This window comes from Xanthomonas fragariae (genome assembly GCF_017603965.1).
Classification (GTDB): Bacteria; Pseudomonadota; Gammaproteobacteria; order Xanthomonadales; family Xanthomonadaceae; genus Xanthomonas; species Xanthomonas fragariae_A.
Window position 1 is genome coordinate 1,158,719 of record NZ_CP071955.1, and the last position, 23,160, is coordinate 1,181,878.

Annotated in this window: 19 protein-coding genes, 1 tRNA gene and 2 pseudogenes; 11 read left to right on the forward strand and 11 right to left on the reverse strand. The window is 63.2% G+C overall.

The annotated features are described in order from the left end of the window. Positions 1-122 precede the first annotated feature (122 nt). The 4 genes and pseudogenes from J5I97_RS19810 to J5I97_RS05355 form a co-directional block, all read right to left on the reverse strand. Positions 123-2,642, reverse strand: a complete 2,520-nt coding sequence (locus tag J5I97_RS19810; RefSeq protein ID WP_238135646.1) for a phospholipase effector Tle1 domain-containing protein — start codon at positions 2,640-2,642, stop codon at positions 123-125. Positions 2,643-2,667: 25 nt separating this feature from the next. Next, positions 2,668-3,243, reverse strand: a complete 576-nt coding sequence (locus tag J5I97_RS05345; protein WP_208591568.1) for a hypothetical protein — start codon at positions 3,241-3,243, stop codon at positions 2,668-2,670. A gap of 483 nt (positions 3,244-3,726) precedes the next feature. Further along, positions 3,727-4,124: pseudogene (locus J5I97_RS05350) on the reverse strand (endonuclease/exonuclease/phosphatase family protein); the annotation flags it as partial. Positions 4,125-4,176: 52 nt separating this feature from the next. Beyond that, the gene (locus J5I97_RS05355; protein ID WP_301951929.1) at positions 4,177-4,995 is read right to left on the reverse strand and encodes an arginyltransferase; all 819 of its coding nucleotides are present in this window, start codon (positions 4,993-4,995) and stop codon (positions 4,177-4,179) included. 136 nt (positions 4,996-5,131) lie between these two features. On the opposite strand from J5I97_RS05355, the gene J5I97_RS05360 reads away from it, so the two are divergent. Next, positions 5,132-5,728, forward strand: coding sequence for an EF-hand domain-containing protein (locus J5I97_RS05360; RefSeq protein WP_208589804.1), 597 nt, complete (start codon positions 5,132-5,134; stop codon positions 5,726-5,728). Positions 5,729-5,917: 189 nt separating this feature from the next. On the opposite strand, the pseudogene J5I97_RS20335 reads toward J5I97_RS05360, so the two are convergent. The 4 genes and pseudogenes from J5I97_RS20335 to J5I97_RS05375 all read right to left on the reverse strand — a co-directional run. Continuing rightward, a pseudogene (locus J5I97_RS20335) lies at positions 5,918-6,057 on the reverse strand (RNA polymerase subunit sigma-70); the annotation flags it as partial. Positions 6,058-6,206: 149 nt separating this feature from the next. Next, positions 6,207-6,719 (reverse strand): DUF2007 domain-containing protein, encoded by a 513-nt coding sequence (locus J5I97_RS05365; protein WP_208589806.1) that lies wholly within the window; start codon positions 6,717-6,719, stop codon positions 6,207-6,209. A gap of 94 nt (positions 6,720-6,813) precedes the next feature. Beyond that, positions 6,814-7,719, reverse strand: coding sequence for an acyl-CoA thioesterase II (gene tesB / locus J5I97_RS05370; protein WP_208589808.1), 906 nt, complete (start codon positions 7,717-7,719; stop codon positions 6,814-6,816). Between the two features lie 72 nt (positions 7,720-7,791). After that, complete coding sequence (locus tag J5I97_RS05375) at positions 7,792-8,562, reverse strand: enoyl-CoA hydratase/isomerase family protein (RefSeq protein WP_208589810.1); 771 nt, start codon at positions 8,560-8,562, stop codon at positions 7,792-7,794. Between the two features lie 65 nt (positions 8,563-8,627). Here J5I97_RS05375 and J5I97_RS05380 point away from each other — a divergent pair, with 65 nt between their 5' ends. Further along, positions 8,628-9,056, forward strand: a complete 429-nt coding sequence (locus J5I97_RS05380) for a copper chaperone PCu(A)C (RefSeq protein ID WP_208591569.1) — start codon at positions 8,628-8,630, stop codon at positions 9,054-9,056. 231 nt (positions 9,057-9,287) lie between these two features. Here J5I97_RS05380 and J5I97_RS05385 read toward each other — a convergent pair whose 3' ends face one another. Beyond that, positions 9,288-9,692 carry an acyl-CoA thioesterase gene (locus J5I97_RS05385; protein WP_208589812.1) on the reverse strand — a complete coding sequence of 135 codons (405 nt, stop codon included), beginning with the start codon at positions 9,690-9,692 and terminating at the stop codon, positions 9,288-9,290. Continuing rightward, on the reverse strand, positions 9,692-12,658 hold the full coding sequence (uvrA, locus tag J5I97_RS05390) for an excinuclease ABC subunit UvrA (protein ID WP_208589813.1): 2,967 nt from the start codon (positions 12,656-12,658) through the stop codon (positions 9,692-9,694). The genes J5I97_RS05385 and uvrA overlap by 1 nt, the downstream gene beginning before the upstream one ends. Before the next feature lie 293 nt (positions 12,659-12,951). On the opposite strand from uvrA, the gene rplU reads away from it, so the two are divergent. The 3 genes from rplU to obgE all read left to right on the forward strand — a co-directional run bounded on the left by rplU (position 12,952) and on the right by obgE (position 14,845). Continuing rightward, positions 12,952-13,272, forward strand: a complete 321-nt coding sequence (gene rplU / locus J5I97_RS05395; RefSeq protein ID WP_208589815.1) for a 50S ribosomal protein L21 — start codon at positions 12,952-12,954, stop codon at positions 13,270-13,272. Positions 13,273-13,284: 12 nt separating this feature from the next. Further along, positions 13,285-13,545 carry a 50S ribosomal protein L27 gene (gene rpmA, locus J5I97_RS05400; protein ID WP_104614141.1) on the forward strand — a complete coding sequence of 87 codons (261 nt, stop codon included), beginning with the start codon at positions 13,285-13,287 and terminating at the stop codon, positions 13,543-13,545. A 250-nt stretch (positions 13,546-13,795) separates the two neighbouring features. Beyond that, positions 13,796-14,845, forward strand: coding sequence for a GTPase ObgE (gene obgE, locus J5I97_RS05405; protein ID WP_208589817.1), 1,050 nt, complete (start codon positions 13,796-13,798; stop codon positions 14,843-14,845). Positions 14,846-14,936: 91 nt separating this feature from the next. On the opposite strand, the gene rpsT is transcribed toward obgE, so the two are convergent. Continuing rightward, positions 14,937-15,206, reverse strand: coding sequence for a 30S ribosomal protein S20 (rpsT, locus tag J5I97_RS05410; RefSeq protein ID WP_002807888.1), 270 nt, complete (start codon positions 15,204-15,206; stop codon positions 14,937-14,939). A gap of 116 nt (positions 15,207-15,322) precedes the next feature. Between rpsT and murJ the strand changes: the two genes are divergently transcribed. From murJ to J5I97_RS05440, 6 genes are all read left to right on the forward strand, one after another. Beyond that, on the forward strand, positions 15,323-16,915 hold the full coding sequence (gene murJ, locus J5I97_RS05415; protein WP_208591570.1) for a murein biosynthesis integral membrane protein MurJ: 1,593 nt from the start codon (positions 15,323-15,325) through the stop codon (positions 16,913-16,915). A gap of 218 nt (positions 16,916-17,133) precedes the next feature. After that, on the forward strand, positions 17,134-18,156 hold the full coding sequence (locus J5I97_RS05420; RefSeq protein WP_208589819.1) for a bifunctional riboflavin kinase/FAD synthetase: 1,023 nt from the start codon (positions 17,134-17,136) through the stop codon (positions 18,154-18,156). Positions 18,157-18,162: 6 nt separating this feature from the next. Beyond that, positions 18,163-20,994, forward strand: a complete 2,832-nt coding sequence (ileS, locus tag J5I97_RS05425; RefSeq protein WP_208589825.1) for an isoleucine--tRNA ligase — start codon at positions 18,163-18,165, stop codon at positions 20,992-20,994. A 145-nt stretch (positions 20,995-21,139) separates the two neighbouring features. Beyond that, entirely contained in the window at positions 21,140-21,652 is a 513-nt protein-coding gene (gene lspA / locus J5I97_RS05430; protein ID WP_208589826.1) for a signal peptidase II, read from the forward strand. A 79-nt stretch (positions 21,653-21,731) separates the two neighbouring features. Continuing rightward, entirely contained in the window at positions 21,732-22,682 is a 951-nt protein-coding gene (gene ispH, locus J5I97_RS05435) for a 4-hydroxy-3-methylbut-2-enyl diphosphate reductase (protein WP_208589828.1), read from the forward strand. Positions 22,683-22,861: 179 nt separating this feature from the next. After that, positions 22,862-22,937: transfer RNA gene (locus tag J5I97_RS05440), tRNA-Thr, on the forward strand. Positions 22,938-23,160: the final 223 nt, after the last annotated feature.

Below are 23,160 nucleotides of genomic sequence, written 5' to 3' on the forward strand. Positions count from 1 at the left end.
CTTGGGAAAGAGGGTGTGCGGGATGCTGCAACGCCTCGCGGTGGTGAACTCGTCGGGCGTGATGCGGTTCGGCGCATGGCTGTCCATGCGGTATTGCCTGGATGATCGTGGGTAACCGGTTACTACGCCATGGCCTGCCCCTGCATCTGCCCTTGCATTTGCGCGGCGCGTTGGGCCTGCATGGCCTGTTCGGCGAGGTTCTGCTGCTCCACCGTTTGCAATTGCTGGCTGGCCTGGGCGACGTCCGGCGCTTGCGTCAGTTGCGGCGCAGCGACTCTCGCCCATAGCTCCCCGTTGGATTGCACCCCGTAGTGCGGCGTTTGGGTCGCGTGGCCCTGCGGCATCCCCAGGTAGATCTTTTCCACTTCGGTCTGGCCCAACTTGCGTGTCTCCACAACGACTTGTGCGGCATGACGGTCCAACTGCGCCGCATCGGGCACGGGCCGGCCCCAGCGTTCATGGACATCGGCGATGGCCTCGCGGGCCTGTGCGAACAGCGCATGGCGCGGATGCGCGGGATGGCGCATGTCCTGGGCCGTGATCGCGACCGGGGCGATGGCGCGGCTTGGCGGCGCCGGTGCATGGGTCGCTTCGCGCGCTCGCCACGTGGCGGCATGTTGCTCGGGCGATTGCGCTAATGCGTGCTGGGGATCGATCCTGAGCACCTTGCCCTTTTGGTCGAACGAGGGCGGCTGCTCATAGGCCAGCAGTTGGCCTTGGTGCTGCTTGAACCCCCTGATGTCGTGGTTGAATCTCATCTCGGCGCCGAGCGCGTCGGTGAACCCGGCCGCCAGCCGTTCCTGCTGCGCGGGGCCGTAGGGCAATGTGTCGCCATTCCTGGGCAGGGTATGGGACTGTTCCAGCGCATTCTTGAACAGGGTATAGCGCCTGTGCAGCGGATGGTCCGGGTGACGGAAGTCGGTGAGGTGCTCGTCCGAACCCGGCGGACGCGTCGGCGGGGTGTAGAGCATCGGCTCGGCGGCTTGAGGTTGTGTGTGGGGGTGCGGCCGGGTGTCCTGGGTGTGGCGCTGTGCGTCGTCGCGTTGCTGCGCCTCCATGGCCTGACGGTGCAGCTGGGCATGCTGCTGCGCGAGGTGGTGTTGCTGCGCGCGCGCGGCCTGCGTGTGCGGTTCCTGCTGCTGCGGTTGCGCCATCCGCGTCTGTTGCTGCCTGTCCACGCTGGCCGGTTTTTCCGTGGCCGGGGCGGTATGGGAGGGCTGCGCCATTGTCTGCCGGTGAGAGGGCGCCAGTTGCGGTGCGTGCTGCTGCGCCTGTTGGATGCGCTGCTGGTGCTGTTGGGCGGCGTGGTCTTGCTGCATGCGCGTGTGCGCATCGACAGCCAGGGGCGGCGTGGAGGCGGCAGCGGAGGAAGAGGACGACGAAGACGTGTCGGCGTGTGTCGATCCGGTGTGGGTGGACGGTGCCGCCGGCAGCGGCGGTGCCACCACGGCATGAGGCGCATGAGGCGCTTGCCGGAAGAACGCTGGCAGCGTGGGGTCGGTCTGTTCGGCCGACACGTGCACCGGGCGCAGCGGATAATGCGCGCGCAGCGCCGCATCACCCAGCTCGGCGCCGGTGCGGCCTTCGCGCATCGCGATGCCGGCCAATGCATCCACATGCACGCGATGCCCAAGCGCCGCCGCCACGGCGGTGGTGTAGAAGGCCTGGTGCTGTTCGGAGCGGTGGATGACGTTCATTGCCGGTGCGCTGTGCACCGTGCGCGGTTGCAGGAAGGGTGTGTCGCTGAGGGTGTTGATGTAATCGGTGAGCAGGTTGCCGTTGCGCACGGCCAGGCCATCGAGCAGGTAGGAACCGCCGATGTCCGAATGCGCGCCGGGATGGACCAGATGGAGCAGGCGCCCGTCGTGCGATTGACCGGGGGGCACGATGTCCTTGACCGGGAACGTATCGCGACGCTCATCGCGGGCGGTGAGTTGCAAGCCCGACACCACCGAAGGCGGCAGGCGGACATCGTGCAGATTCATGTCGCCGGTGGCGACCGGGTCCAGCAAGCCGACGGTCTGCGCGGTGCGGCCGGGCGGCACCAGCGGGGGATGGGTGGGGGTGAGTTTGAGGATTTCGTGGTGCGGGCCCTGTGCGATTTTCATGTCAGTCGGATTCTGGATACCGCGCTCGTGGACCATGCGGGTGAACATGGCCGCAGTGACCGCGCCACGGCTGAAGCCTGTGGACACGATGCTGATTTCGGCCTGCGGGTCTTGTATCTTCCATTTGTTTGCCTGATTGATGAACTCCCAGTACATCTTTTCCATCCGTGGGCCATAGCTATAGCCCAAGGCGCCGTCGAGATTGCGTGTGAAAGCATCGTCCTGGGTGCCCACGCCGGGGACGTAGTAGCCTCTGATGTTGCGAACATTTGCTCTGTTAGCAGCGTACAACTGATCGCTCAAGATCCCGATATTGGTAATGTGCGTAGGGTCTTTGTACTTGTCGTTACCTGTGCCATCAAAACAAGCCACGAACAAACGTGTGTGCGGGTTGTGTTGACCAACCAGCAAGGGCACCTGGAACTGCGCCAACACATGGCGACTATGTGCATATGCGGCCAAGTCTTGCGCAGTCGCCGGGTAGGTTTCCACGTCATCCGGCCACGTCCTTCCATCGTTATGCTCGCTGCCCATTACATGCTCCCTGGCGAAAACGCCATCAGTAGGTTTTGGTGTATGCGAGGATCAGATCATCGCGGAAATTACTATATTCGTTGCCAGGCTTCTGCAACACAGTCGTCTGCACCATCGCCCGCATATACACATTAATGGTGCGGTCGTTCACTTCCAAAATAATGTGGGGGGAGACGTCTGCATGCAGGATCGGTGGCAACTGATCCTGCGGCACATGATGCAGGATCACCTTGTCCTTGAAGATGGCGTCGAGATCGACCAGGGCATGGTGTGCCTGGCCGTCCTTGGAGCGCCACGTCACCTCGGCGGAGGACGGAAAGTGCGGGAAATTGCGGATGCCGATCGTATGGGAATCAAGGTTGTCAGGATAACCATCACCTAGCGACGCCGAGGAGATTTGTTTGACATCGTCGGGATCGTGGGCCTCGTATCTCCCGTCGTACAGCACCTTGCAGCCATAGGTGTCATAACAAACTGCCCCGAACGCATGGTCGGCAAACGGTATCGGCTTGCGTGTATCGATATGCACGGTGTTATGGGCATCGACGGGCATATTGCCGATCAGGTGAATGCCGGACGGATCATTGCCAGGTGTATTCATGCGCGAACATCCAGTGAGAGAGTGGGCGAAGACGGCGGTCAGCAGGACAGGGAGCGCTGCACGGGACGGCGTAAAAAAAGAAAATCGCAAAGCCATGTTTCCACCTGTGGGAAGGGAAAGGCAGCCTACTGCCTGCGAGGTGATCAGGGTGGCGCGGTGCCGGCGTGGCGCCGCTCAAACGCCCTAGCCCGTGAGCGGCCGTTGGCGCCTCGCACAGGGTCGCCATCGTCGCGCATGCCGTTGGCCGTGGGCTTCGGTAATCTGCCCATTGTTTTGTAGGATTTTTCCTACCCTGCCGCGATGCAATCCGGCATCCAGCGCTTGGGCATCGTTGGAAACATGGGTCTCGACCATGCCAGACAGGGGATGCCATGCACGCGATGCCCAAGCGCCGCCGCCACGGCGGTGGTGTAGAAGGCCTGGTGCTGTTCGGAGCGGTGGATGACGTTCATTGCCGGTGCGCTGTGCACCGTGCGCGGTTGCAGGAACGGTGTGTCGCTGAGGGTGTTGATGTAATCGGTGAGCAGATAGCGCAGCGCTGCCGCCGTTTGGCTGTGCCACTTCTAGATAACGTTGCTGGAACAGATCGGCGGCGCGCTGCTGCGGGTCGAAGTCGAATTCGTTGAGCAGCACCAGATCCGGGCGCACACCCGCTGCAGCACTGCAGCGATTTTGCGCGCATGCGTGCTGTCGCCTTGCAGTTCGTGCACCAGGCCACCGGCTTGGTCGGAATAAAGCCAGGTGTTGTAGGTCGCGATGCGCAGCTGGGCCGGCGTGGGCGTGGTGGTGGAGGCGCCGGACGTGGTCTCGGACGAGGGCGCGCGATGGGCGCAAGCAGTGCATAAGGCAGTCAGCGCGAGCAGCAAGAGAGATTTGATCATCGCGGGATTTTTGCATGTGGGATGCGACAAACCGACGTTCCAATCCGGCGGTTCAAGGTGCCGGTGCGTGGGCGGGCAGCAGGCGCCACTGGCGGCCGTCGTAGGCCTCCAGTGCGTTGAAACGGCGCTTGTAATTCATCTTTGCATGGCCCTCGATCCAGTAGCCCAGATATACATGCGCGCGTCGCTCGCGTTGCGCCCATTGGATCTGCTGCAGGATCGCGAATGTGCCAAGACTGCGTGCGGCAGCTTCCGGCGCATAGAACGTGTAGACCGCCGACAAAGCATGCTCGGTGACGTCGGTGACTGCAACAGCGAGCAGGCGGCCAGGCGCGTGGGCGACGGCCGGTTCGCGGATTTCCAGAAAGCGTCCATGCGACCAACCGCCGATCAGGAACTGGTCGAACTCGGTAGCGCCATGCTCGTCCATGCCGCCGCCGGGGTGCCGATGCTTGAGGTACTGGCGATACAGCGCGAGTTGTTCGGCGTTGCGCTCGGCGGCGACCACGCGCACCACCAGGTCTTCGTTGCGCGCCAGACAACGGCGCTGACTGCGGTCGGGGCGGAACGCATCCACCGCAATGCGCACGGGCACGCAGGCGCGGCAATGTTCGCAATGCGGCCGGTAGACCAGATCGCCGGAGCGACGGAATCCCCACGCCAATGCTTGCGGATAGATCGCGCCCAGACGCGGGTCTTGCGGATCCAGCACCAGGTTGCGCGCCTGGCGGTCGGACCAGTAGCCACAGGCATGCTCGCCAGTCTGGAACAGGCGCAGGTCGTCGTGAGTGTCGGCATGGATGGCCATGGCCGCAGGATAACGCCTGCGCGTCGCAGCAGCGGCGACTGTCCGCCGGATGAATACGGCCAACGGTCACGTCAACGCGCGTGCCGGTGGCTCGTTGATGTGGGTGTTGGTGGCAGCGCACGGGGGATCCGGATGCACCACCCACGCGATGCGGCCCATGCAGGTGCCGCGTGTAGTTCTCACAGCTCAGGAGTTTCCCATGACGTCCCGCAAACCTTTCCTCGCATTGGCCGTGCTGGCTGCTCTGTCCAGCAGCGCGGTATTGGCAGCCCCGCCTGCCGTTGGCGATGCGCCGCGTCCTGCCAAGCTCGACAAAAATGGCGATGGCGCGATCGATCGCAGCGAAGCGGTGGCCGGCCCAATGCTGGCCGCGCAGTTCGACACGCTGGACACCGACAAGGACGGCAAGCTCGCGCGCGAGGAGCGCCCGCATCATCGCGGCCCGGGTCCTGACGAACACGGTGAACGCGGCGAATGGCTGAGCAAGCTCGATACCAACAAGGACGACCGCATCGGCCGCGAAGAAGCCAGGGCCGACCCGAAGTTCGCTGCGCGTTTCGATGAGATGGACGTCAACAAGGACGGCTTTGTCGATCGCGCCGACCGTGAACTGCGCATGCAGCAGCATCGCGATGCATGGTTTGCCAAGGCCGATACCGACAAGGACGGCAAGTTGAGCAAGGCCGAGTTCGATGCGGCATCCGAGCAACGTGGCGAACACGGCCCACGTGGCCCGGGCGATCACGGCGATCGCGGCAAGCGTACGATGCCGGCCAAGCCCGCTGCGGGCAAATGAGTTTTTCTAGTCGCTAGAGCACTCTCCGGTCGCACTGCTGCGGCCGGGGCAGCACTCTCGTCATACGCAGCAAGTAAATAGCAACATGCAACAAGGCGCCGATCGACTGACGGCCTCCCGCGCAAGTGGGAGGCCGTTTTTTATGGCTAGTTGCGCTTTTCGGTCGGAACTATTGCGTCAACCATCAGGTCACAGCATTGCCAGCTTCATGGAGCGATGAAGGATGGGCAGCATGACTGCCACCGTGTTCGCCAGCATCGCACCCGGAGCCAACATGCAGCGGTAAGCAACGGCGCACGCGTAGCGCCGTGTCGTTGCGCATCGCGTTCACAGATGGCGATGGCGCTCACTGTGTTCTGTCAGGCGCGCACTATGCGGTCATACCCCTGCTTGTAGCCGGTGCGTCTGCTATGCCCGCTGATGCCCAAAGGCAAGCGTGCGCGCACAGATGGTTGTGCGGCAGTGTTGTCAGCCGCGCTCAGCGCGCCGGCTGAATCCGCACACGCACTTCTTCATCTTCTGCCGCCGGCTGCGCTGAATTCTGCACGGGTGTTTGCTGCAAAGCCGGCTGGGTCGCCGGTGCAACCGGCGCAGGCGCACTGCGATGGCGCATCACCACGAACATGGCGACCGCGCCGATCACCGACAGCAACACCAGACGGATGCGCCAGGCCCAACTGCGCGCGCTGGCGCTCGAGCCTTTTTCGCCCTCGCGGAAGGTGTATTCCACGTTCGGCAGATCGCGACGGGTGGTGTCCAGCAGGCGTGCGTCACGCAGCAGATCGCGTGCGCGCGGCTGGTCGTCGGCATGCACGATCCACACGGTAGGATAGGCCTGCGCGTTGCCCTGTTCGAGATAGCTGAACTGGCCGGTGCGTTTGCTTTCGTAGGAGCGGCCATTGCTCATGCGCACGTCGATGCCGGCTTCGCGCAAGAGATTGGCCACGCCTTCGGCGGTTTCGATACGTTGACTGCTGAAGATCTTGCGCATGCTTAGGGTGTGCCAGCGATTCCCGAACCAGCTGCGCGGTGATTGCGCATGGTCGAGATAAAAAAGAAGAATGGCGAAGATGTCGGGCGCATGCCTAGTCCTTGGCTGGCGCGTGTATCGGGCTGCCGTCGGGCACCACACGGATCAATCCTTCCTGGGTGGTGCTGACGACCAACACGCCATCGCGAGTGAAGAACTGCCCGCGCGCCAGGCCGCGCGACCCTTGCGCGGTGGGGCTGTCAAGCGAATACAGCAGCCAATCGTCGGTGCGGAACGGGCGGTGGAACCACAGCGCATGATCGAGCGAGGCCATCTGCACGTTCGGCGTGTAATAGCTGATGCCATGCGGAAACGTCGACGTCCCCAGCAACTGGAAATCCGACGCGTATGCGAGCAGCACTTGATGCAGGCCGACATCGTCGCCAATCGGATCGTTAAAGCGCAGCCACATCTGCTGGAACGGAGGCCGCTTGGGCGGCTTGAGTTCGTCGCGCGGGAACACGTGACGAAATTCGAACGGGCCGCCGCGCGAGAGCCAGCGTTGTACCTTGGCCGGCAGGTTCGCCAACACCTCAGGAGCCAGCGGCGTGCCGGGTTCGATGTCTTCCGGCGGTGGCACCACCGGCATCGGCGACTGATGCTCCGCGCCGTCTTCGCGTTCCTGAAATGAGGCCGCGCAGAAAAAGATTACCTTGCCGTGCTGGATCGCGGTGACCCGGCGCACCGAAAAACTGCCGCCATCGCGGGTGCGATCGACCTCGTAGACGATCGGCTGATCGATATTGCCGGCGCGCAAAAAATACGCGTGCAACGAGTGCGCCTGCCGGCCGTTTTCGACCGTGGCCTGCGCTGCCGACAGCGCCTGACCAAGCACTTGTCCACCGAACACGTACTTGGTGCCGATGTCGCGGCTCTGGCCGCGAAACAGGTTGTCTTCCAGGCGCTCCAGCGACAGCAGGCTGATCAGTTCGGAGACAACGGGTTCGGCAGTGGCGGACAAGGGGCTGGCCTGAGCGTGCGACGGACCAGGATTATAGCGGTCCGCCCGGTGCTCACCGTGCCGACAGCGTGCTCAGGCCTTGTGCAGACGTGCGGCCAGACCATGCAGCGCGGCTTGCGCATCCGGCGCATACCAGCCGTCGATGAAGCGCTCCAGCTGGATCAGCTCGGGCGCCAGCGCCGCGCGCAGATCGGCGCGGGCAATCGCGCGCGTAGTCAGCATCGGCTGGTGCGGCAGCTGCTGCAGTTCCTGCAGCCACGCCACCGCACGCGCGGTGACCAAGCCGCCATCGACCAACTCATCGACCAGGCCTATTTTGACCGCTTGTTCGGCCGGCAGCAGCTGCCCGGAAATTAGCAAGCGCTCGGCACGGTGCGCACCGACCACGCGGCGCAGCAGGCGCTGGATGCCTTCCGGCGCGGCCAAGCCGACCCGCACTTCGTTCAAGCCGATCGCATAGGGTTCGGCGGTATCGGCACTGCGCGCCATCACCCGGTAGTCGCAGCACAGCGCCAGCACGCAGCCGCCGGCGGGGGCGTGCCCGCCGATGGCCGCAACCACCGGAACGCGGCTATTGGCCAGCGCTTGCGCGGCCTCGAAGAATACCGTCCAACTGGCGAGTAGTGCGGCGCGGTCGGTGCCGTGCGACAGCAGGTGCGGCACATCCATGCCACCGGAAAAAATCCGCTCGCTGCCCGACAGCACGATGCCATCTGTCTCATCGCCGGCCTGCTGCACCGCAACGCTCAACGCCTGGCACAACGCGTTGTCCAGCGCATTGACCGGCGGACGCGCCAGACGGATTTCTCGAAGACGGCCATGGTCTAAGATTTGGATGCTCATTCGGGGCTCCTGGAGGTCGGATCATGATAGAAGGCAGTCAAAGCAGGCGGCGTATGTGCGCACGCGTGGTGTTCGGTGTGTTGGCGGTGGTGGCAAGTACGAGTGTCCCGGCGCAATGCTTGCCGGATTTCAAGAATGGCTGGATCCGTATCCCACCACCCGGCGGCATGGGCATGGCCGCAGGATTCGGGCAGTTCCACAACGGCTGCGCGCAGCCGCTCAAGGTCACCGCGGTCCAGAGCAGCGCGTTCGCCGATGTGTCCTTCCACCAGACCACGCAGACCAATGGCGTCAGTGGCATGCGTGCGGTGCCCGAGCTGGCGTTGCCGGCGGGTAAGTCGGTGGCGCTGGTGCCGGGCGGCCTGCATCTGATGTTGATGGAGGCGAGCGCGCCGCTGCAGGAAGGCGCGCGAGTGCCCGTGACCTTCACCTTCCAGGATGGCCGTGAGATCAAGGCGAGGTTGGAAGCGCGCAAGCGCGCGCCCGGTTCTTGATGGAGAACCAGCTGCAGCGCTGTTTGATCCAACGATCCTGGCCAAGCAGTCGCCTGGCGCGCAGAAGGCGCTGCCGTATCATTCTGCGGTGTCCGGCTCATCATGCTGCAGGCGTGCAATAGTACGAAGTAGCGCAATCGCACCATCGTTCGAAACAAAAGCTGCGGCTCCCGAGAGAGCCGCAGCCGATCTTTAGCGCTGAGAAAAACGCAGCAGCCGGGTCGATAAAACTCAGCGACTGGCCGTGCGCACCGCATCCGGCAACGACGCGCTCTTGCCGGTTTGCGTATCGATCCACACCACCACAACGTTGCCATCCGAATACAGCACGCCCTCATCTTTCTGGTCGAGGATGCGATGGCCGATAGTAATACTGCTGCTGCCCAAACGCTCGACGAACAACTCTATTAATATGTCGTTCGGCCACACTAGCGGGCGTCTGTAGTTGACGTTGGTGGCGGCAACCACCGGTGCGATGCGATCGGTCATCGCCACACCTTCCACGCCGAGCATCCAGCGCACGCGCGCTTCTTCCAGATACGAAATGTATTTGGCGTTGTTGACGTGGCCCATGCTGTCCATATCACGCCAGCGCACGCTGATAGGAATGCGTGCCAGAATCTTGCGTTCGCTCATCAGCTTGCCTTCTTTTTTGCAGTTTTGTGGGTGGCTGACTTGGCGACCTTGGCCACCTTTTCCGGTTTGACCTTGCGCGGCGGGCGCGCATCGGGCTTGTTGGCCATCGCGGCCGGGCGCGTCTGGCGTGCTTGTACCGATGGCAGCATCTTGGCCAGGAATTGCCCGGTGTAGGACGCCTTGTGCGCGGCCACATCTTCCGGCGTGCCGGAGACCAGAATGCTGCCACCGCGATGGCCGCCTTCCGGGCCCAGATCCACGATCCAGTCGGCGGTCTTGATCACATCCAGATTGTGTTCGATCACCACCACCGTGTTGCCTTCGTCGCGCAGCTTGTGCAGCACGCCGAGCAGCGCCTCGATGTCGTGAAAGTGCAGGCCGGTAGTCGGCTCGTCGAGGATGTATAAGGTGCGCCCGGTATCGCGACGCGAGAGTTCCTTCGACAGCTTGACGCGCTGCGCTTCACCACCGGACAGCGTGGTCGCGCTCTGGCCTAGCTTGATGTAACTCAAGCCGACATCGATCAGAGTTTCCAACTTGCGCGCGATCGACGGCACCGGCTCGAACAAGCGCAGCGCATCTTCCACGGTCATCTGCAACACGTCGCTGATATTGAAGCCCTTATAGCGGATCTCCAGCGTTTCGCGGTTGTAGCGCTTGCCGTGGCAAACATCGCAGGGCACGTAGACGTCCGGCAGAAAGTGCATTTCCACCTTGATCAAGCCATCGCCCTGGCACGCCTCGCAGCGGCCACCGCGCACGTTGAAACTGAAACGTCCCGGCGAATAGCCGCGCGCACGCGATTCCGGTACCTGTGCGAACAGTTCGCGCAGCGGCGTAAACATGCCGGTGTAGGTCGCCGGGTTGGAGCGCGGCGTGCGCCCGATCGGCGACTGGTCGATATCCACGACCTTGTCGAACAGATCGAGATTGTGGACCTCGCGATGCGCGGCCACCGGATGCGATGCGCCATTGATTTCGTTGGCGGCCAACGAAAACAACGTGTCGTTGATCAGCGTGGATTTGCCCGACCCGGACACGCCGGTAATGCAGGTCAACAGGCCGGCGGGAATGTCCAGATCGACATTCTTCAAATTGTTGCCGGTCGCCCCGCGCAGATGCAGCATCATCTTCGGGTTGGGCTTGTGGCGCTGCTTGGGAATCTCGATGCGGCGCTTGCCCGACAGGTATTGACCGGTCAACGAGCGGGGCGCATTCAGGATGTCCTGCAGCGTACCTTGGGCGCAGATTTCGCCGCCATGCACACCGGCGCCGGGGCCGATATCCAGCACATAGTCGGCCAGACGGATCGCGTCTTCGTCATGCTCGACCACGATCACGGTGTTGCCCAGATCGCGCAGCCGCGTCAGCGTGCCGAGCAGGCGTTCGTTGTCGCGCTGATGCAGGCCTATCGACGGCTCGTCCAGCACGTACATCACACCGACCAGGCCGGCACCGATCTGGCTGGCCAGGCGAATGCGCTGCGCCTCACCGCCAGACAAGGTGTCGGCCTTGCGCTCCAGGGTCAGGTAATCCAGGCCCACATCGACCAGGAAGCCCAGCCGCTCGCCGATTTCCTTGACGATCTTGCCGGCTATCTCGCCGCGCCAACCTGGCAACGACAAACCACGGAAAAAGCGCAGTGCCTCGTTGACCGGCAACACCACCAACTCGGGCAGTGGGCGATCGGCTACGAACACGTTGCGCGCGGCCCGATTCAGACGCGTACCATTGCACGCAGGACAGGGCTGCTGGCTGACGTACTTGGTCAGCTCTTCGCGCACGGCTGGCGATTCGGTCTCGCGGTAGCGGCGTTCCAGATTCGGCAGGATGCCTTCGAAACGGTGCTTGCGCGAGGTGCGCCCGCCCGCATCGGTAAAGTAGGTGAAGCTGATCACCTCATCGCCGCTGCCGAACAACACGGCCTGACGCACCTTGGCCGGCAAGGTATTCCACCCTGCATCGACGTCGAATTTGTAGTGCTTGGCCAGCGAGGCGATCAGCTGGAAATAATAGGCATTGCGTCGATCCCAACCGCGTACCGCACCGGCCGACAACGACAGCTCCGGATGCACCACGACGCGATCGGGGTCGAAGAACTCGGCTACGCCCAGGCCATCGCAGCTTGGGCAGGCGCCTACCGGTGCGTTGAACGAAAACAGGCGCGGTTCCAGTTCGGGAAGCGAGTAATCGCAGACCGGGCAGCTGTACTTGGACGAGAACAACTGGGGCGCGGCGGCCGGATCGTCCAGCGACTGCACTACCACCATGCCTTCGCCGAGCTTGAGCGCTGTTTCGAAGCTTTCCGCCAATCGTTGCTTGATGTCTTCGCGCGGGCGGAAGCGATCGATCACCGCTTCGATGGTGTGCTTCTGACGCAGAGCCAATGTCGGCACCGCATCGATCTCGTACAACTCGCCATCCACGCGCACGCGCACGAAACCCTGTGCACGCAGTTGCTCGAACACCTGCCCATGCTCGCCCTTGCGGTCGCGGATCACCGGCGCCAGCAGCATGTAGCGCTGCTCGGCATCCAGCGTGAGCATGTGGTCGACCATCTGACTGACGGTCTGCGCTTCCAGCGGGAAGCCGTGGTCCGGGCAACGTGGTTGACCGACGCGCGCGTAAAGCAGACGCAGGTAGTCGTAAATCTCGGTGATCGTGCCGACCGTTGAGCGCGGGTTGTGCGAGGTGGATTTCTGTTCGATCGAAATGGCCGGCGACAAACCTTCGATGTGGTCCAGGTCGGGCTTTTCCATCACGCTGAGGAACTGGCGTGCATACGCCGACAGCGACTCGACGTAGCGACGCTGGCCTTCTGCATAAATGGTGTCGAACGCCAACGACGACTTGCCTGAACCGGACAGGCCGGTGATCACGATCAATTTGTCGCGAGGCAGGTCGAGGTCGATATTCTTTAGGTTGTGCGTCCGCGCGCCGCGGATGCGGATGAAATCCATCGCCATGGGGGATCCGGTGTCGGGCCGGCGAACCGGCGGTGGTGCGAGCGTGCTCAGCGGGAATGAGTTGCAGTCGACCAGCCTACCCGCCGACCCAGGCGAGGGCAATTGCCCCAAATGCCAGTCTGCCGGTGCCCTTGTGGCGGCCGGATGATGCGTTCCATATGGCCTGGTTCGGGGTGGGCCGGGTAATACAGCTTGCGACTTGACCCGAAACAGGCTAGGCCAGTACAATCCCGCCCCTGTTTGCCCCATGGGTAAGGCAGGCGACCATAATAACTACAGAGGAAAACCTGGTCATGTACGCAGTTCTGGTCACTGGCGGTAAGCAATACCGCGTCGCGCAGGGCGAAACGCTCCGCGTGGAAAAGCTCGAAGTCGAAGCCGGCAACGAGATCACGTTCGACACCGTCCTGATGTTGGGCGATAGCGACGGCATCAAGCTGGGCGATGCGCTGAATGGCGCTTCGGTCACCGCCAAGGTTGTGGCCCATGGCCGCGCCGACAAGGTGCGCATCATCAAGTTCCGTCGCCGCAAGCACCACATGAAGCGTCAGGGACACCGTCAGCACTACACCGAAATCGAGATCACCGGCATTGCCGGTGGCGATAAGAAGTAAGGAGAACCAGTCATGGCACATAAAAAGGGCGTAGGTTCCTCGCGCAACGGTCGCGATTCCAACCCGAAGTACCTCGGCGTGAAAATCTTCGGTGGCCAAGCCATCGGCGCCGGCAACATCATCGTGCGTCAGCGCGGCACCCAGTTTCACCCTGGCGCCGGTGTCGGCCTTGGCCGTGACCATACCCTGTTCGCTCTGGTGAACGGCAAAGTGGAGTTCTCGGTCAAGGGTGCGAAGAAGCGTCGTACCGTCAGTGTGGTTGCCGAGGCGTAATCGCCCGCTTCATGCAGGCCGTTCGCACGGTAGCAATGCCATGCGAACGATACGGAAAGCCCCGCTTTTGCGGGGTTTTTCATTTGACGGCCGGGAATCGGGAGTTGGGAATGGGGAATCGGAAAAGCCGGTTCTGCATCCCGTCGCGTTTTTCTGCTGTCGTGCTGGTGAGTGTTCTCGCCGGCAGGAATGGGCCGCTTTTGTTGGCCAATTCCCCATTGCCTATTTTCCAATTCCCGGTTGTAAGCCCATGAAGTTAGTCGACGAAGCAGAAATCTTGGTCACCGCCGGCAATGGCGGCAATGGCTGTGTCGGCTTTCGCCGCGAAAAGTTCATCCCGCTTGGTGGGCCCGATGGCGGTGATGGCGGTAGTGGCGGCAGTGTGTGGATCGTGGCCGACGAGAACGTCAATACGCTGGTCGATTTCCGGCATGAGCGCACCTTCAAGGCGCAGCGTGGCGAGAATGGCATGGGCCGCCAGGCCTACGGCAAGGGCGGCGAAGACCGCATCATCGTGGTGCCGGTCGGTACAGTGGTGATGAACGTGCAGACCGATGAAATCATCGGCGACCTCACCCAGCATGGCGATCGCCTGCTGGTGGCCAAGGGCGGCCAGGGTGGCCTGGGCAACATGCACTTCAAGAGCTCGATCAATCGCGCGCCGCGTCAGTCCACCACCGGCGAAGAAGGCGAGGAGCGTCTGCTCAAGCTGGAGCTGAAGCTGCTGGCCGACGTCGGCCTGCTGGGCTTCCCCAATGCCGGCAAGAGCACGCTGATCCGCGCGGTGTCCTCGGCAACACCGAAGGTGGCCGATTACCCGTTCACCACCTTGTATCCGAATTTGGGCGTGGTCAGTGTCGAGGCGTATCGCAGCTTCGTCATCGCCGACGTGCCGGGCCTGATTGAAGGTGCTGCCGACGGTGCCGGCCTGGGGACGCAATTCCTGCGCCATCTGCAGCGCACGCGTCTGCTGCTGCATCTTGTCGATATTTCGCCAATGGATGGTGGTGTGGAGGCGTCGCCGGTGGATCAGGTGCGCACCATCGAGCGCGAGCTGGAGCGGCATGATCCGGAGTTGCTGGCCAAGCCGCGTTGGCTGGTGCTCAACAAGGCCGACCTGATGTTCGAGGACGAGGCGCGCGCTGCGGCCGAGACGATTGTGGCCGAACTTGGCTGGACCTCGCCGTGGTACCTGGTGTCCGCATTGGGGCGCGATGGCACCTTGCCGATCATGAAGGACGTCATGGCCTTCTTCGACCGTCAGCGTGAGGACGAACTCGAGGCGCGCAATGCCGGCTGAGTGCAGTGGCAGGCACACAAAAAACCCGGCCGAGGCCGGGTTTTTCTATGCCGCTGGAAGCCAGACTTCCAGCGGTGCCGACACCGATGGCTTACGCGGCCTTGATGGCCTTGATGCGAGCGGTCAGGCGACTCTTGTGACGCGCCGCCTTGTTCTTGTGAATCAGGCCACGGGCGCTGAAACGGTCGAGGATAGGCTGAGCAACGGCGAAAGCAGCTTCGGCGCCTGCAGCATCATTGGCGTCAAGGGCCTTGATCACCTTCTTGACGGCGGTGCGCAGCATCGAACGCTGGCCGGTGTTGCGCTCGTTGCGCACGACGGTCTGCTTGGCGCGCTTCTTGGCGGACTTGATATTGGCCACGGTGGTGGTTTCCTGAAAAATCGGTATGGTGGAAAAAGCAAGCGCGAAAGTATGATGGGCCCGGATATGCACGTCAAGTCAGTTGTCAAGAGGGATGTAGCGTGAGCAAGCCCGCAATGTTGAGAGGCCTGCTCTCATTCAGCAGTATGACCATGGTTTCGCGGGTGTTGGGCCTGATCCGCGACCAAGCGATCTCCACTACCTTCGGTGCCAATGCGGTGACCGATGCATTCTGGGTGGCGTTCCGGATTCCCAATTTCCTGCGCCGGTTGTTCGCCGAGGGCTCGTTTGCCACTGCGTTCGTGCCGGTGTTCACCGAAGTCAAGGAAACCCGCCCGCATACCGATCTGCGCGAGCTGATGGCGCGCGTGTCCGGCACGCTCGGCGGCATGCTGCTGGTGATCACCGCACTTGGGCTGATCTTCACTCCGCAACTGGCGTCGGTGTTCTCAGATGGCGCGGCTACCAACCCCGAAAAGTACGGGTTGTTGGTCGATTTGTTGCGGTTGACCTTCCCGTTCCTGCTGTTCGTTTCGCTCACGGCCCTGGCCGGCGGCGCCCTCAATAGTTTCCAGCGCTTTGCGATTCCGGCACTGACGCCGGTGATTCTCAACCTGTGCATGATCGCCGGCGCTTTGTGGTTGGCGCCGCGACTGGAGGTGCCGATCCTGGCACTGGGCTGGGCGGTGCTGGTTGCCGGTGCTCTGCAACTGCTGTTCCAGTTGCCGGCGTTGAAGGGCATCGACCTGTTGACGTTGCCGCGCTGGGGCTGGAATCACCCGGACGTGCGCAAGGTGCTGACCTTGATGATCCCGACCTTGTTCGGTTCGTCGATCGCGCAGATCAACCTGATGCTTGACACGGTGATCGCCGCGCGGCTTGCCGACGGCTCGCAGTCGTGGCTGTCGCTGGCCGATAGATTCCTGGAATTGCCCTTGGGCGTGTTCGGCGTGGCGCTGGGCACGGTGATCCTGCCGGCGCTGGCCCGCCATCACGTCAAGACCGACCGCAGCGCATTCTCCGGTGCGCTGGATTGGGGTTTCCGCACCACGCTGCTGATCGCGATGCCGGCCATGCTGGGCCTGCTGTTGCTGGCCGAGCCGCTGGTGGCTACCTTGTTCCAGTATCGCAAGTTCACCGCGTTCGATACGCGCATGACCGCGATGTCGGTCTACGGCTTGAGCTTCGGCCTGCCGGCTTACGCCATGCTCAAGGTGCTTTTGCCGGCTTTCTACGCACGTCAGGACACGCGCACTCCGGTGCGTGCCGGCGTGGCCGCACTGATCGCCAACATGGTGTTCAACTTCGCGCTGCTGGCGGTGGTCTACCAGATCATGGTGCCGCCCGAGCTCAAGGCGCAGGGCATGATGCAGGCGCTGGGCAAGCAGCCGGGCCTGCATCTGGCACTGGGCATCGCCAGTGCGCTGTCGAGTTATCTCAACCTGGGAATGCTGTGGTACTGGCTGGGCAAGTCCGGCGTGTATCAGCGGCGGCCGGGCTGGGGCGGCTATGCGCTGCGCCTGCTGCTGGCCTGCGCGGTGATGGTGGTGGTGCTGTTGGGTCTGCTGTGGTGGTTGCCCTCGTTTACGCACATGGACAAGTGGGATCGCATTGGCTGGCTGGCAGTGCTGGTCGGCAGCGGTGGGCTGACCTATCTGGTGGCGCAGGTAGGATTGGGATTGCGACCGCGGCATTTGCGCGAGGGGTAAGGGATGGATAGGGCGCCTGCCGGACTTGGCAGAGTAAGTGGCAGAACCGCCTGCGCTGTACGGAGTTCTGCCTTCGCGCAGCCGAATGTTCGCTGCCACCTGCCAAGCGCTGCCCGCTCCTGAGCGCGCGCCCATGCGGGTTGACAGGCACGGCTATACTTGCAGGTTATGTATCAGTGAGGGTCGGCCGGCAGGCCGGCATCTGTTTGGATCGAGCAATGAGCAGGCTGTTTAGAGACGTCGAGGGCGGGACATTGTTCCCGCGCGGAAGCGTGGTCTGTATCGGCGCCTTCGATGGCCTGCATCTGGGGCATCGGACGTTGGTGCAACACGCAGTCGCGCGCGCGCGCGCGCTGGGCGTGCCGGCGGTGGCGGTGAGCTTCGAGCCGTTGCCGCGGGAGTTTTTTGCCTCGGTCGCGCCGCCGCCGCGGCTGACCCTGGCCCGCGCCAAGATCAAAGGGCTGTATGACTTCGGCGCCGACAGCGTTGGCATGATCCGTTTCGACGGCCGCTTGTCGGCGATGAGCGCGGAAGACTTTGTGCGATTGGCGCTGGTCGGTCGGCTGTGCGCGCGCGAAGTATGGATCGGCCCGGAGTTTCGCTTCGGCCATCGGCGCGGCGGCGATATTGCGTTGCTGCGTACCCTCGGCGATCAGCACGGCTTTGTGGCCGGCGAAATCGCGCCGGTGCATCTGTGGGGGGAGCGCATTTCTGCGACGCGGATTCGCGAGCTGCTGGGTGCCGGCGAGTTTGCGCATGCTGGCAAATTGCTCGGCCGCCCGTATGCCATCGGCGGACGAGTGGTGCGTGGCAAACAACTCGGCTGCACGCTGGGCTACCCGACTGCCAACTTGCGCTTTCAGCGCACCCCGGCTTTGTCTGGCATCTATGCGACCTGGGTGCACGGGATGGCCGAGCAGCCTTGGCCATCGGTATCGAGCTTTGGCACCCGGCCCACGGTCGCTGGTGTGGAGCCGCTGCTGGAAGCGCACCTGTTCGATTTCCAGGGCGATCTGTATGGCCGGCATATCGAAGTCGAATTCGTTGCCAAGCTGCGCGACGAAGAAAAGTTCGATGGCCTGGACGCGTTGACCGTGCAGATGCATCGCGATGCCGAGCAGGCACGTGCTGTACTTGATGCCGGTCCCTCGCAAGAGCCTGCACATAATAAAAATGCGAGCTCCTCGCAAACGTCTGCACACTTAAGTGCAGGCACTTCAGACAACGCAGCGCAACGGTAGAGACCTGTGACCCAAGACTACAAAGCCACTCTCCATCTGCCCGCGACGGAATTCCCGATGCGCGGCGACCTGCCCAAGCGCGAGCCGGCGATACTGGAGCGCTGGGAGCGTGAGGGCCTGTACGCGCAACTGCGCGCCAATGCCACAGGGCGCCCGCTGTTCGTGCTGCACGACGGCCCGCCGTATGCCAACGGCCAGATTCATCTGGGCCATGCAGTCAACAAGATCCTGAAGGACATCATCGTCAAGTCGAAGTATTTGGCTGGCTTCGATGCGCCCTACATTCCTGGCTGGGATTGCCATGGCCTGCCGATCGAAATCGCGATCGAGAAGAAGTACGGGAAGGTCGGGGTAAAGCTGGATGCGGCGGAATTTCGCCAGAAGTGCCGCCAATACGCGACCGAGCAGATCGATCTGCAGCGGCGCGATTTCAAGCGCCTAGGCGTGATCGGCGATTGGGACAACCCTTATAAGACGCTCGATTTCCGCTTCGAAGCCAATGAGATTCGCGCGCTCGCCAAGGTCGTCGACAACGGCCACCTGACCCGGGGCGTCAAGCCGGTGCACTGGTGTTTCGATTGCGGTTCGGCACTGGCTGAGGCCGAGATCGAATACGCCGACAAGGTGTCGCCGACGGCGGATATCGCCTACCCGGCGCGCGATCCGGCTGCCGTCGCTGCTGCGTTCGGCGCGATGCTACCGGCAGGCGTAAGCGTAGCGGTGCCGATCTGGACTACCACGCCGTGGACGCTGCCAGCCTCGCTGGCGGTGAGCGTGGGTGCGGAACTGGATTACGTGCTGGTCGAAGGCCCGGCCGACCGCGGCCAGCCGCGCTGGCTGGTGATCGCCGAGGCCTTGGCCGGCAAGGCGCTCGGGCGCTACGGTGTAGAGACGGTGGTGATGCACGGCCATGCCAAGGGCGCGGCGCTGGAGCAGATGCTGCTGAATCACCCGTTCTATGCCGAGCGCGAAATCCCGCTGCTGCTGGGCGATCACGTGTCGGCCGAAGACGGTACCGGCGCGGTGCATACCGCACCTGGTCACGGTCAGGAGGACTACCAGGTCTCCAGGCAGTACGGCCTGCTGGAGCGCTACGGTGCTGCGCAGATCAACCCGGTGGACGGACGCGGCGTGTATCTACCGTCGACGCCGCCGCTGGGCGACACCGTGCTGGCCGGGCTGCATATCTGGAAGGCCAACGACATCATCATCGAGGCGTTGCGCGACACCGGCGTGGTGTTGGCGGCCAGCAGGATGGAACACAGCTACCCGCATTGCTGGCGCCACAAGACGCCGATCGCGTTCCGCGCCACGCCGCAGTGGTTCATCTCGATGGAACAGGCCAATCTGCGCGCCGATGCGCTTAAGGCCATCGAAGGCGTGCACTGGTATCCTTCCTGGGGCCAGGCGCGCATCGCCGGAATGGTCGACGGGCGCCCGGACTGGACCGTCTCGCGGCAACGCACCTGGGGCGTGCCGATCGCCTTGTTCGTGCATCGCGAAACCGGCGAGCCGCATCCGCGCAGCACCGAGCTGCTGCGCCAGGTTGCCGACCGGGTGGAGCTGGGCGGCGTGGACGTGTGGTACACGCTGGATGCGGCCGAACTGCTGGGCGACGAAGCGGCCGATTACGACAAGATCACCGACATCCTGGATGTGTGGTTCGACTCGGGTGTAACGCACGAAGCGGTGCTGGTCGACCGCGGCCTGCCCAAGCCGGCCGACCTGTATCTGGAAGGTTCCGATCAGCATCGCGGCTGGTTCCAGTCCTCGCTGCTGACCGGCGTGGCGATGGACAAGGTGGCGCCGTACAAGCAGTGCCTCACCCACGGCTTTACCGTGGACGCGCATGGTCGCAAGATGTCCAAGTCGGATAAAAACGGCATCGAGCCGCAGGAGATCATGAAGACCCTGGGCGCGGACATCCTGCGCCTGTGGATCGCCTCGGCCGACTACAGCAACGAAATGTCGCTGTCGCAGGAGATCCTCAAGCGCAATGCCGATGCGTATCGCCGTCTGCGTAATACTGCGCGCTTTCTGCTCGGCAATCTGCATGGGTTCGATCCGCTGCAGCATCAGGTGGCGCTGGACGACATGGTGCCGCTGGATCGCTGGATCGTGCATCGTGCGCACGAACTGCAGGAGAAGATCGCCGCCGCGTATGCGCGCTACGACTTGGCCGAAATCATGCAGGCCCTGCTGAACTTCTGCAGCGTGGATCTGGGTTCGCTGTATCTGGACGTGACCAAGGACCGTCTGTACACGATGGCCGAGGATGCACGCGGCCGCCGTTCGGCGCAGAGCGCGATGTACCACGTGGCCGAAGCGTTCGTGCGCTGGATCGCGCCTGTGCTGAGCTTCACGGCCGAAGAACTTTGGGGCTACCTGCCGGGCAAGCATGCCGAAAATGTGCTGTTCGTGACATGGTACGACGGCCTTGCGCCGTTGCCAGCCAATGCCGCGCTGACCATTGCCGACTTCGACAAGCTGCTGGCCTTGCGCGAGCAGGTGGCCAAGGTGTTGGAGCCGATGCGTGCCAACGGCGCAATCGGCGCAGCACTGGAAGCGGAGATCACCGTGGCCGTCGATGCCCAGACCGCTGCACGCTGGCAGCCGTTGGCCGAAGAGCTGCGTTTTTTGTTCATCAGTGGCGACGTCAGCGTGATCGCAGCCAGCACCGACGACATCTTCGTCAGCGCGCAGCCGACCGCCAAGGCCAAGTGCGTACGCTGCTGGCACCACCAGGCCAGCGTGGGTAGCGATCTGCGTCATCGGGAACTGTGCAGCCGCTGCGTCAGCAACATCGAAGGCCCTGGCGAGGAGCGTCGCTGGTTCTGATCCTCTAATTTCTTCTCACGCGAGCGAGAGAAGATGGCGCGAAGTGCCGGATGAGGGCGTGCGATGGCGCATCCGGCTGTGCTTACCCATCCGCCCTTCGGGCAGCCTTTCCCGTCCCCGGAACAAGGAACAGCAAGGTGATTTCATGACCGCAAGACCCAAACCCTCCGCCCTGATCTGGCTGCTGTTGTCGGCGCTCGTGGTCGGGCTGGACCAGTGGAGCAAGGCCTGGGTGCTGTCCAGCCTGCCCGAGTACACCCCGGTTCCGGTCATCGGCGGGTTTTGGAACTGGTACCGCACCTACAACACCGGTGCAGCCTTCAGCTTTCTGAGCGATGCCGGTGGCTGGCAGTTGTGGTTCTTCACCGCTCTGGCGGTGGGCGTCAGCGGCTTGCTGGCGTTCTGGCTGTCGTGCACGGCGCGCGGTGAATGGCGCAGCGCGCTGCCGTACGCGCTGGTGATCGGCGGGGCGATCGGTAACGTGATCGACCGGCTGATGCACGGCCACGTGGTCGATTTCATCCAGTGGTACATCGGCAGCCACACCTGGCCGTCGTTCAATATCGCCGACTCGGCGATCGTGGGCGGCGCTATCGGCATTGCAGTGTTCAGTTTGTTCGATACGTCCGGAAAGCGGGAATCGGGGATTAGGAATTAGGAATCGACGCTGAAGTGGTCTAGCGGGCGATCGCCGCCCGGTCCGGTTCCTGTTTCCCCATTCCCGTAGAATGCCTGCCATGCATGTTCTGCTCGCTAATCCCCGTGGTTTTTGTGCCGGTGTCGACCGTGCGATCGAGATCGTCAAGCGCGCGATCGAGACGCTTGGCGCGCCGATCTATGTGCGCCACGAAGTCGTGCACAACCGCTTTGTGGTCGACGATCTCAAGCAGCGCGGCGCGATCTTCGTCGAGGAACTGGACGAGGTGCCCGACAAGGCAACGGTGATCTTCAGCGCGCATGGTGTCTCGCAAGCGGTGCGCCAGGAAGCCGAGCAGCGAGGGCTCAAGGTGTTCGATGCCACCTGTCCGTTGGTGACCAAGGTGCATTTCGAGGTCGCGCGGCATTGCCGGGCCGGTCGCGACGTGGTGCTGATCGGCCACGCGGGGCATCCGGAAGTGGAAGGCACAATGGGGCAGTGGAGCCGCGAGCGCGGCCCGGGCACGATCTATCTGGTCGAGGACATAGAGCAGGTGGCCACGTTGCAGATCCGCCAGCCTGACAACCTGGCCTACACCACCCAGACCACGCTGTCGGTGGACGACACCATGGGCATCATCGAGGTCTTGCGTGCGCGCTACCCGGCGATGCAGGGACCACGCCACGACGATATCTGCTACGCCACCCAGAATCGTCAGGACGCGGTGCGCGATCTGGCGCGCCAATGCGATCTGGTGTTGGTGGTCGGCTCGCCCAATAGCTCCAATTCCAACCGTCTCAGCGAGCTGGCCCGGCGCGACGGGGTGGAGTCCTACCTGATCGACAATGCCAGCGAGATCGACCCGGCCTGGATCGTCGGCAAGCAGCGCATCGGTCTGACCGCTGGCGCCTCCGCGCCGCAGGTGTTGGTAGATGGTGTGCTGGCGCGGCTGCGCGAACTGGGTGCCGAAGGCGTGTCCGAACTAGAAGGCGAGCCCGAATCGATGGTATTTGCGCTTCCCAGGGAACTGCGGCTGCGTCTGGTCAGCTGAAAACGGGCGCTCCGGGCTGGCTGAGTCAGTGTCGAGTGCATGCGGCAACTCTGGGCGTTCCGCAGCTGCAGGTGGCCATCATTCGCCGGCCGCAGCCACGGGCCCGAGGCCGGAACGCGCAGTTCGCCGCCTGGTGGCGATTGACCGGGCACCGGCTCCGCTCCTACAATTGACGGCTGGCCGGAATAGCTCAGTTGGTAGAGCGGCGCATTCGTAATGCGTAGGTCGTAGGTTCGATTCCTATTTCCGGCACCATCGGTTCAACACTGGGTCGACCATTGGTCGGCCCAGTTGCGTTTTGGGCCTGTGCACGCACACCTCGGCGCAGGCGCAGCCATGCCATATACGCCGCACATCACGCAGGCCGCAAACGATGGCTACAGCTGCATCTGCCCCGCCCCGCGCAGCGCTGCGACAACATGTCGCACAGTTTTGCGCGCATGAATTGCGACAGATCATTGCCGATGGGTTTCGTGCA

Coding starts and splice junctions, on each gene's coding strand:
- J5I97_RS05345 (WP_208591568.1), bottom strand. CDS start 3,243: ATGAATACACCTGGCAATGATCCGTCCGGCATTCACCTGATCGGCAAT.
- J5I97_RS19810 (WP_238135646.1), bottom strand. CDS start 2,642: ATGGGCAGCGAGCATAACGATGGAAGGACGTGGCCGGATGACGTGGAA.
- J5I97_RS05365 (WP_208589806.1), bottom strand. CDS start 6,719: ATGCGCAAGATCTTCAGCAGTCAACGTATCGAAACCGCCGAAGGCGTG.
- J5I97_RS05420 (WP_208589819.1), top strand. CDS start 17,134: ATGAGCAGGCTGTTTAGAGACGTCGAGGGCGGGACATTGTTCCCGCGC.
- uvrA (WP_208589813.1), bottom strand. CDS start 12,658: ATGGCGATGGATTTCATCCGCATCCGCGGCGCGCGGACGCACAACCTA.
- murJ (WP_208591570.1), top strand. CDS start 15,323: ATGTTGAGAGGCCTGCTCTCATTCAGCAGTATGACCATGGTTTCGCGG.
- J5I97_RS05385 (WP_208589812.1), bottom strand. CDS start 9,692: ATGAGCGAACGCAAGATTCTGGCACGCATTCCTATCAGCGTGCGCTGG.
- rpmA (WP_104614141.1), top strand. CDS start 13,285: ATGGCACATAAAAAGGGCGTAGGTTCCTCGCGCAACGGTCGCGATTCC.
- J5I97_RS05360 (WP_208589804.1), top strand. CDS start 5,132: ATGACGTCCCGCAAACCTTTCCTCGCATTGGCCGTGCTGGCTGCTCTG.
- J5I97_RS05375 (WP_208589810.1), bottom strand. CDS start 8,562: ATGAGCATCCAAATCTTAGACCATGGCCGTCTTCGAGAAATCCGTCTG.
- rplU (WP_208589815.1), top strand. CDS start 12,952: ATGTACGCAGTTCTGGTCACTGGCGGTAAGCAATACCGCGTCGCGCAG.
- ispH (WP_208589828.1), top strand. CDS start 21,732: ATGCATGTTCTGCTCGCTAATCCCCGTGGTTTTTGTGCCGGTGTCGAC.
- lspA (WP_208589826.1), top strand. CDS start 21,140: ATGACCGCAAGACCCAAACCCTCCGCCCTGATCTGGCTGCTGTTGTCG.
- obgE (WP_208589817.1), top strand. CDS start 13,796: ATGAAGTTAGTCGACGAAGCAGAAATCTTGGTCACCGCCGGCAATGGC.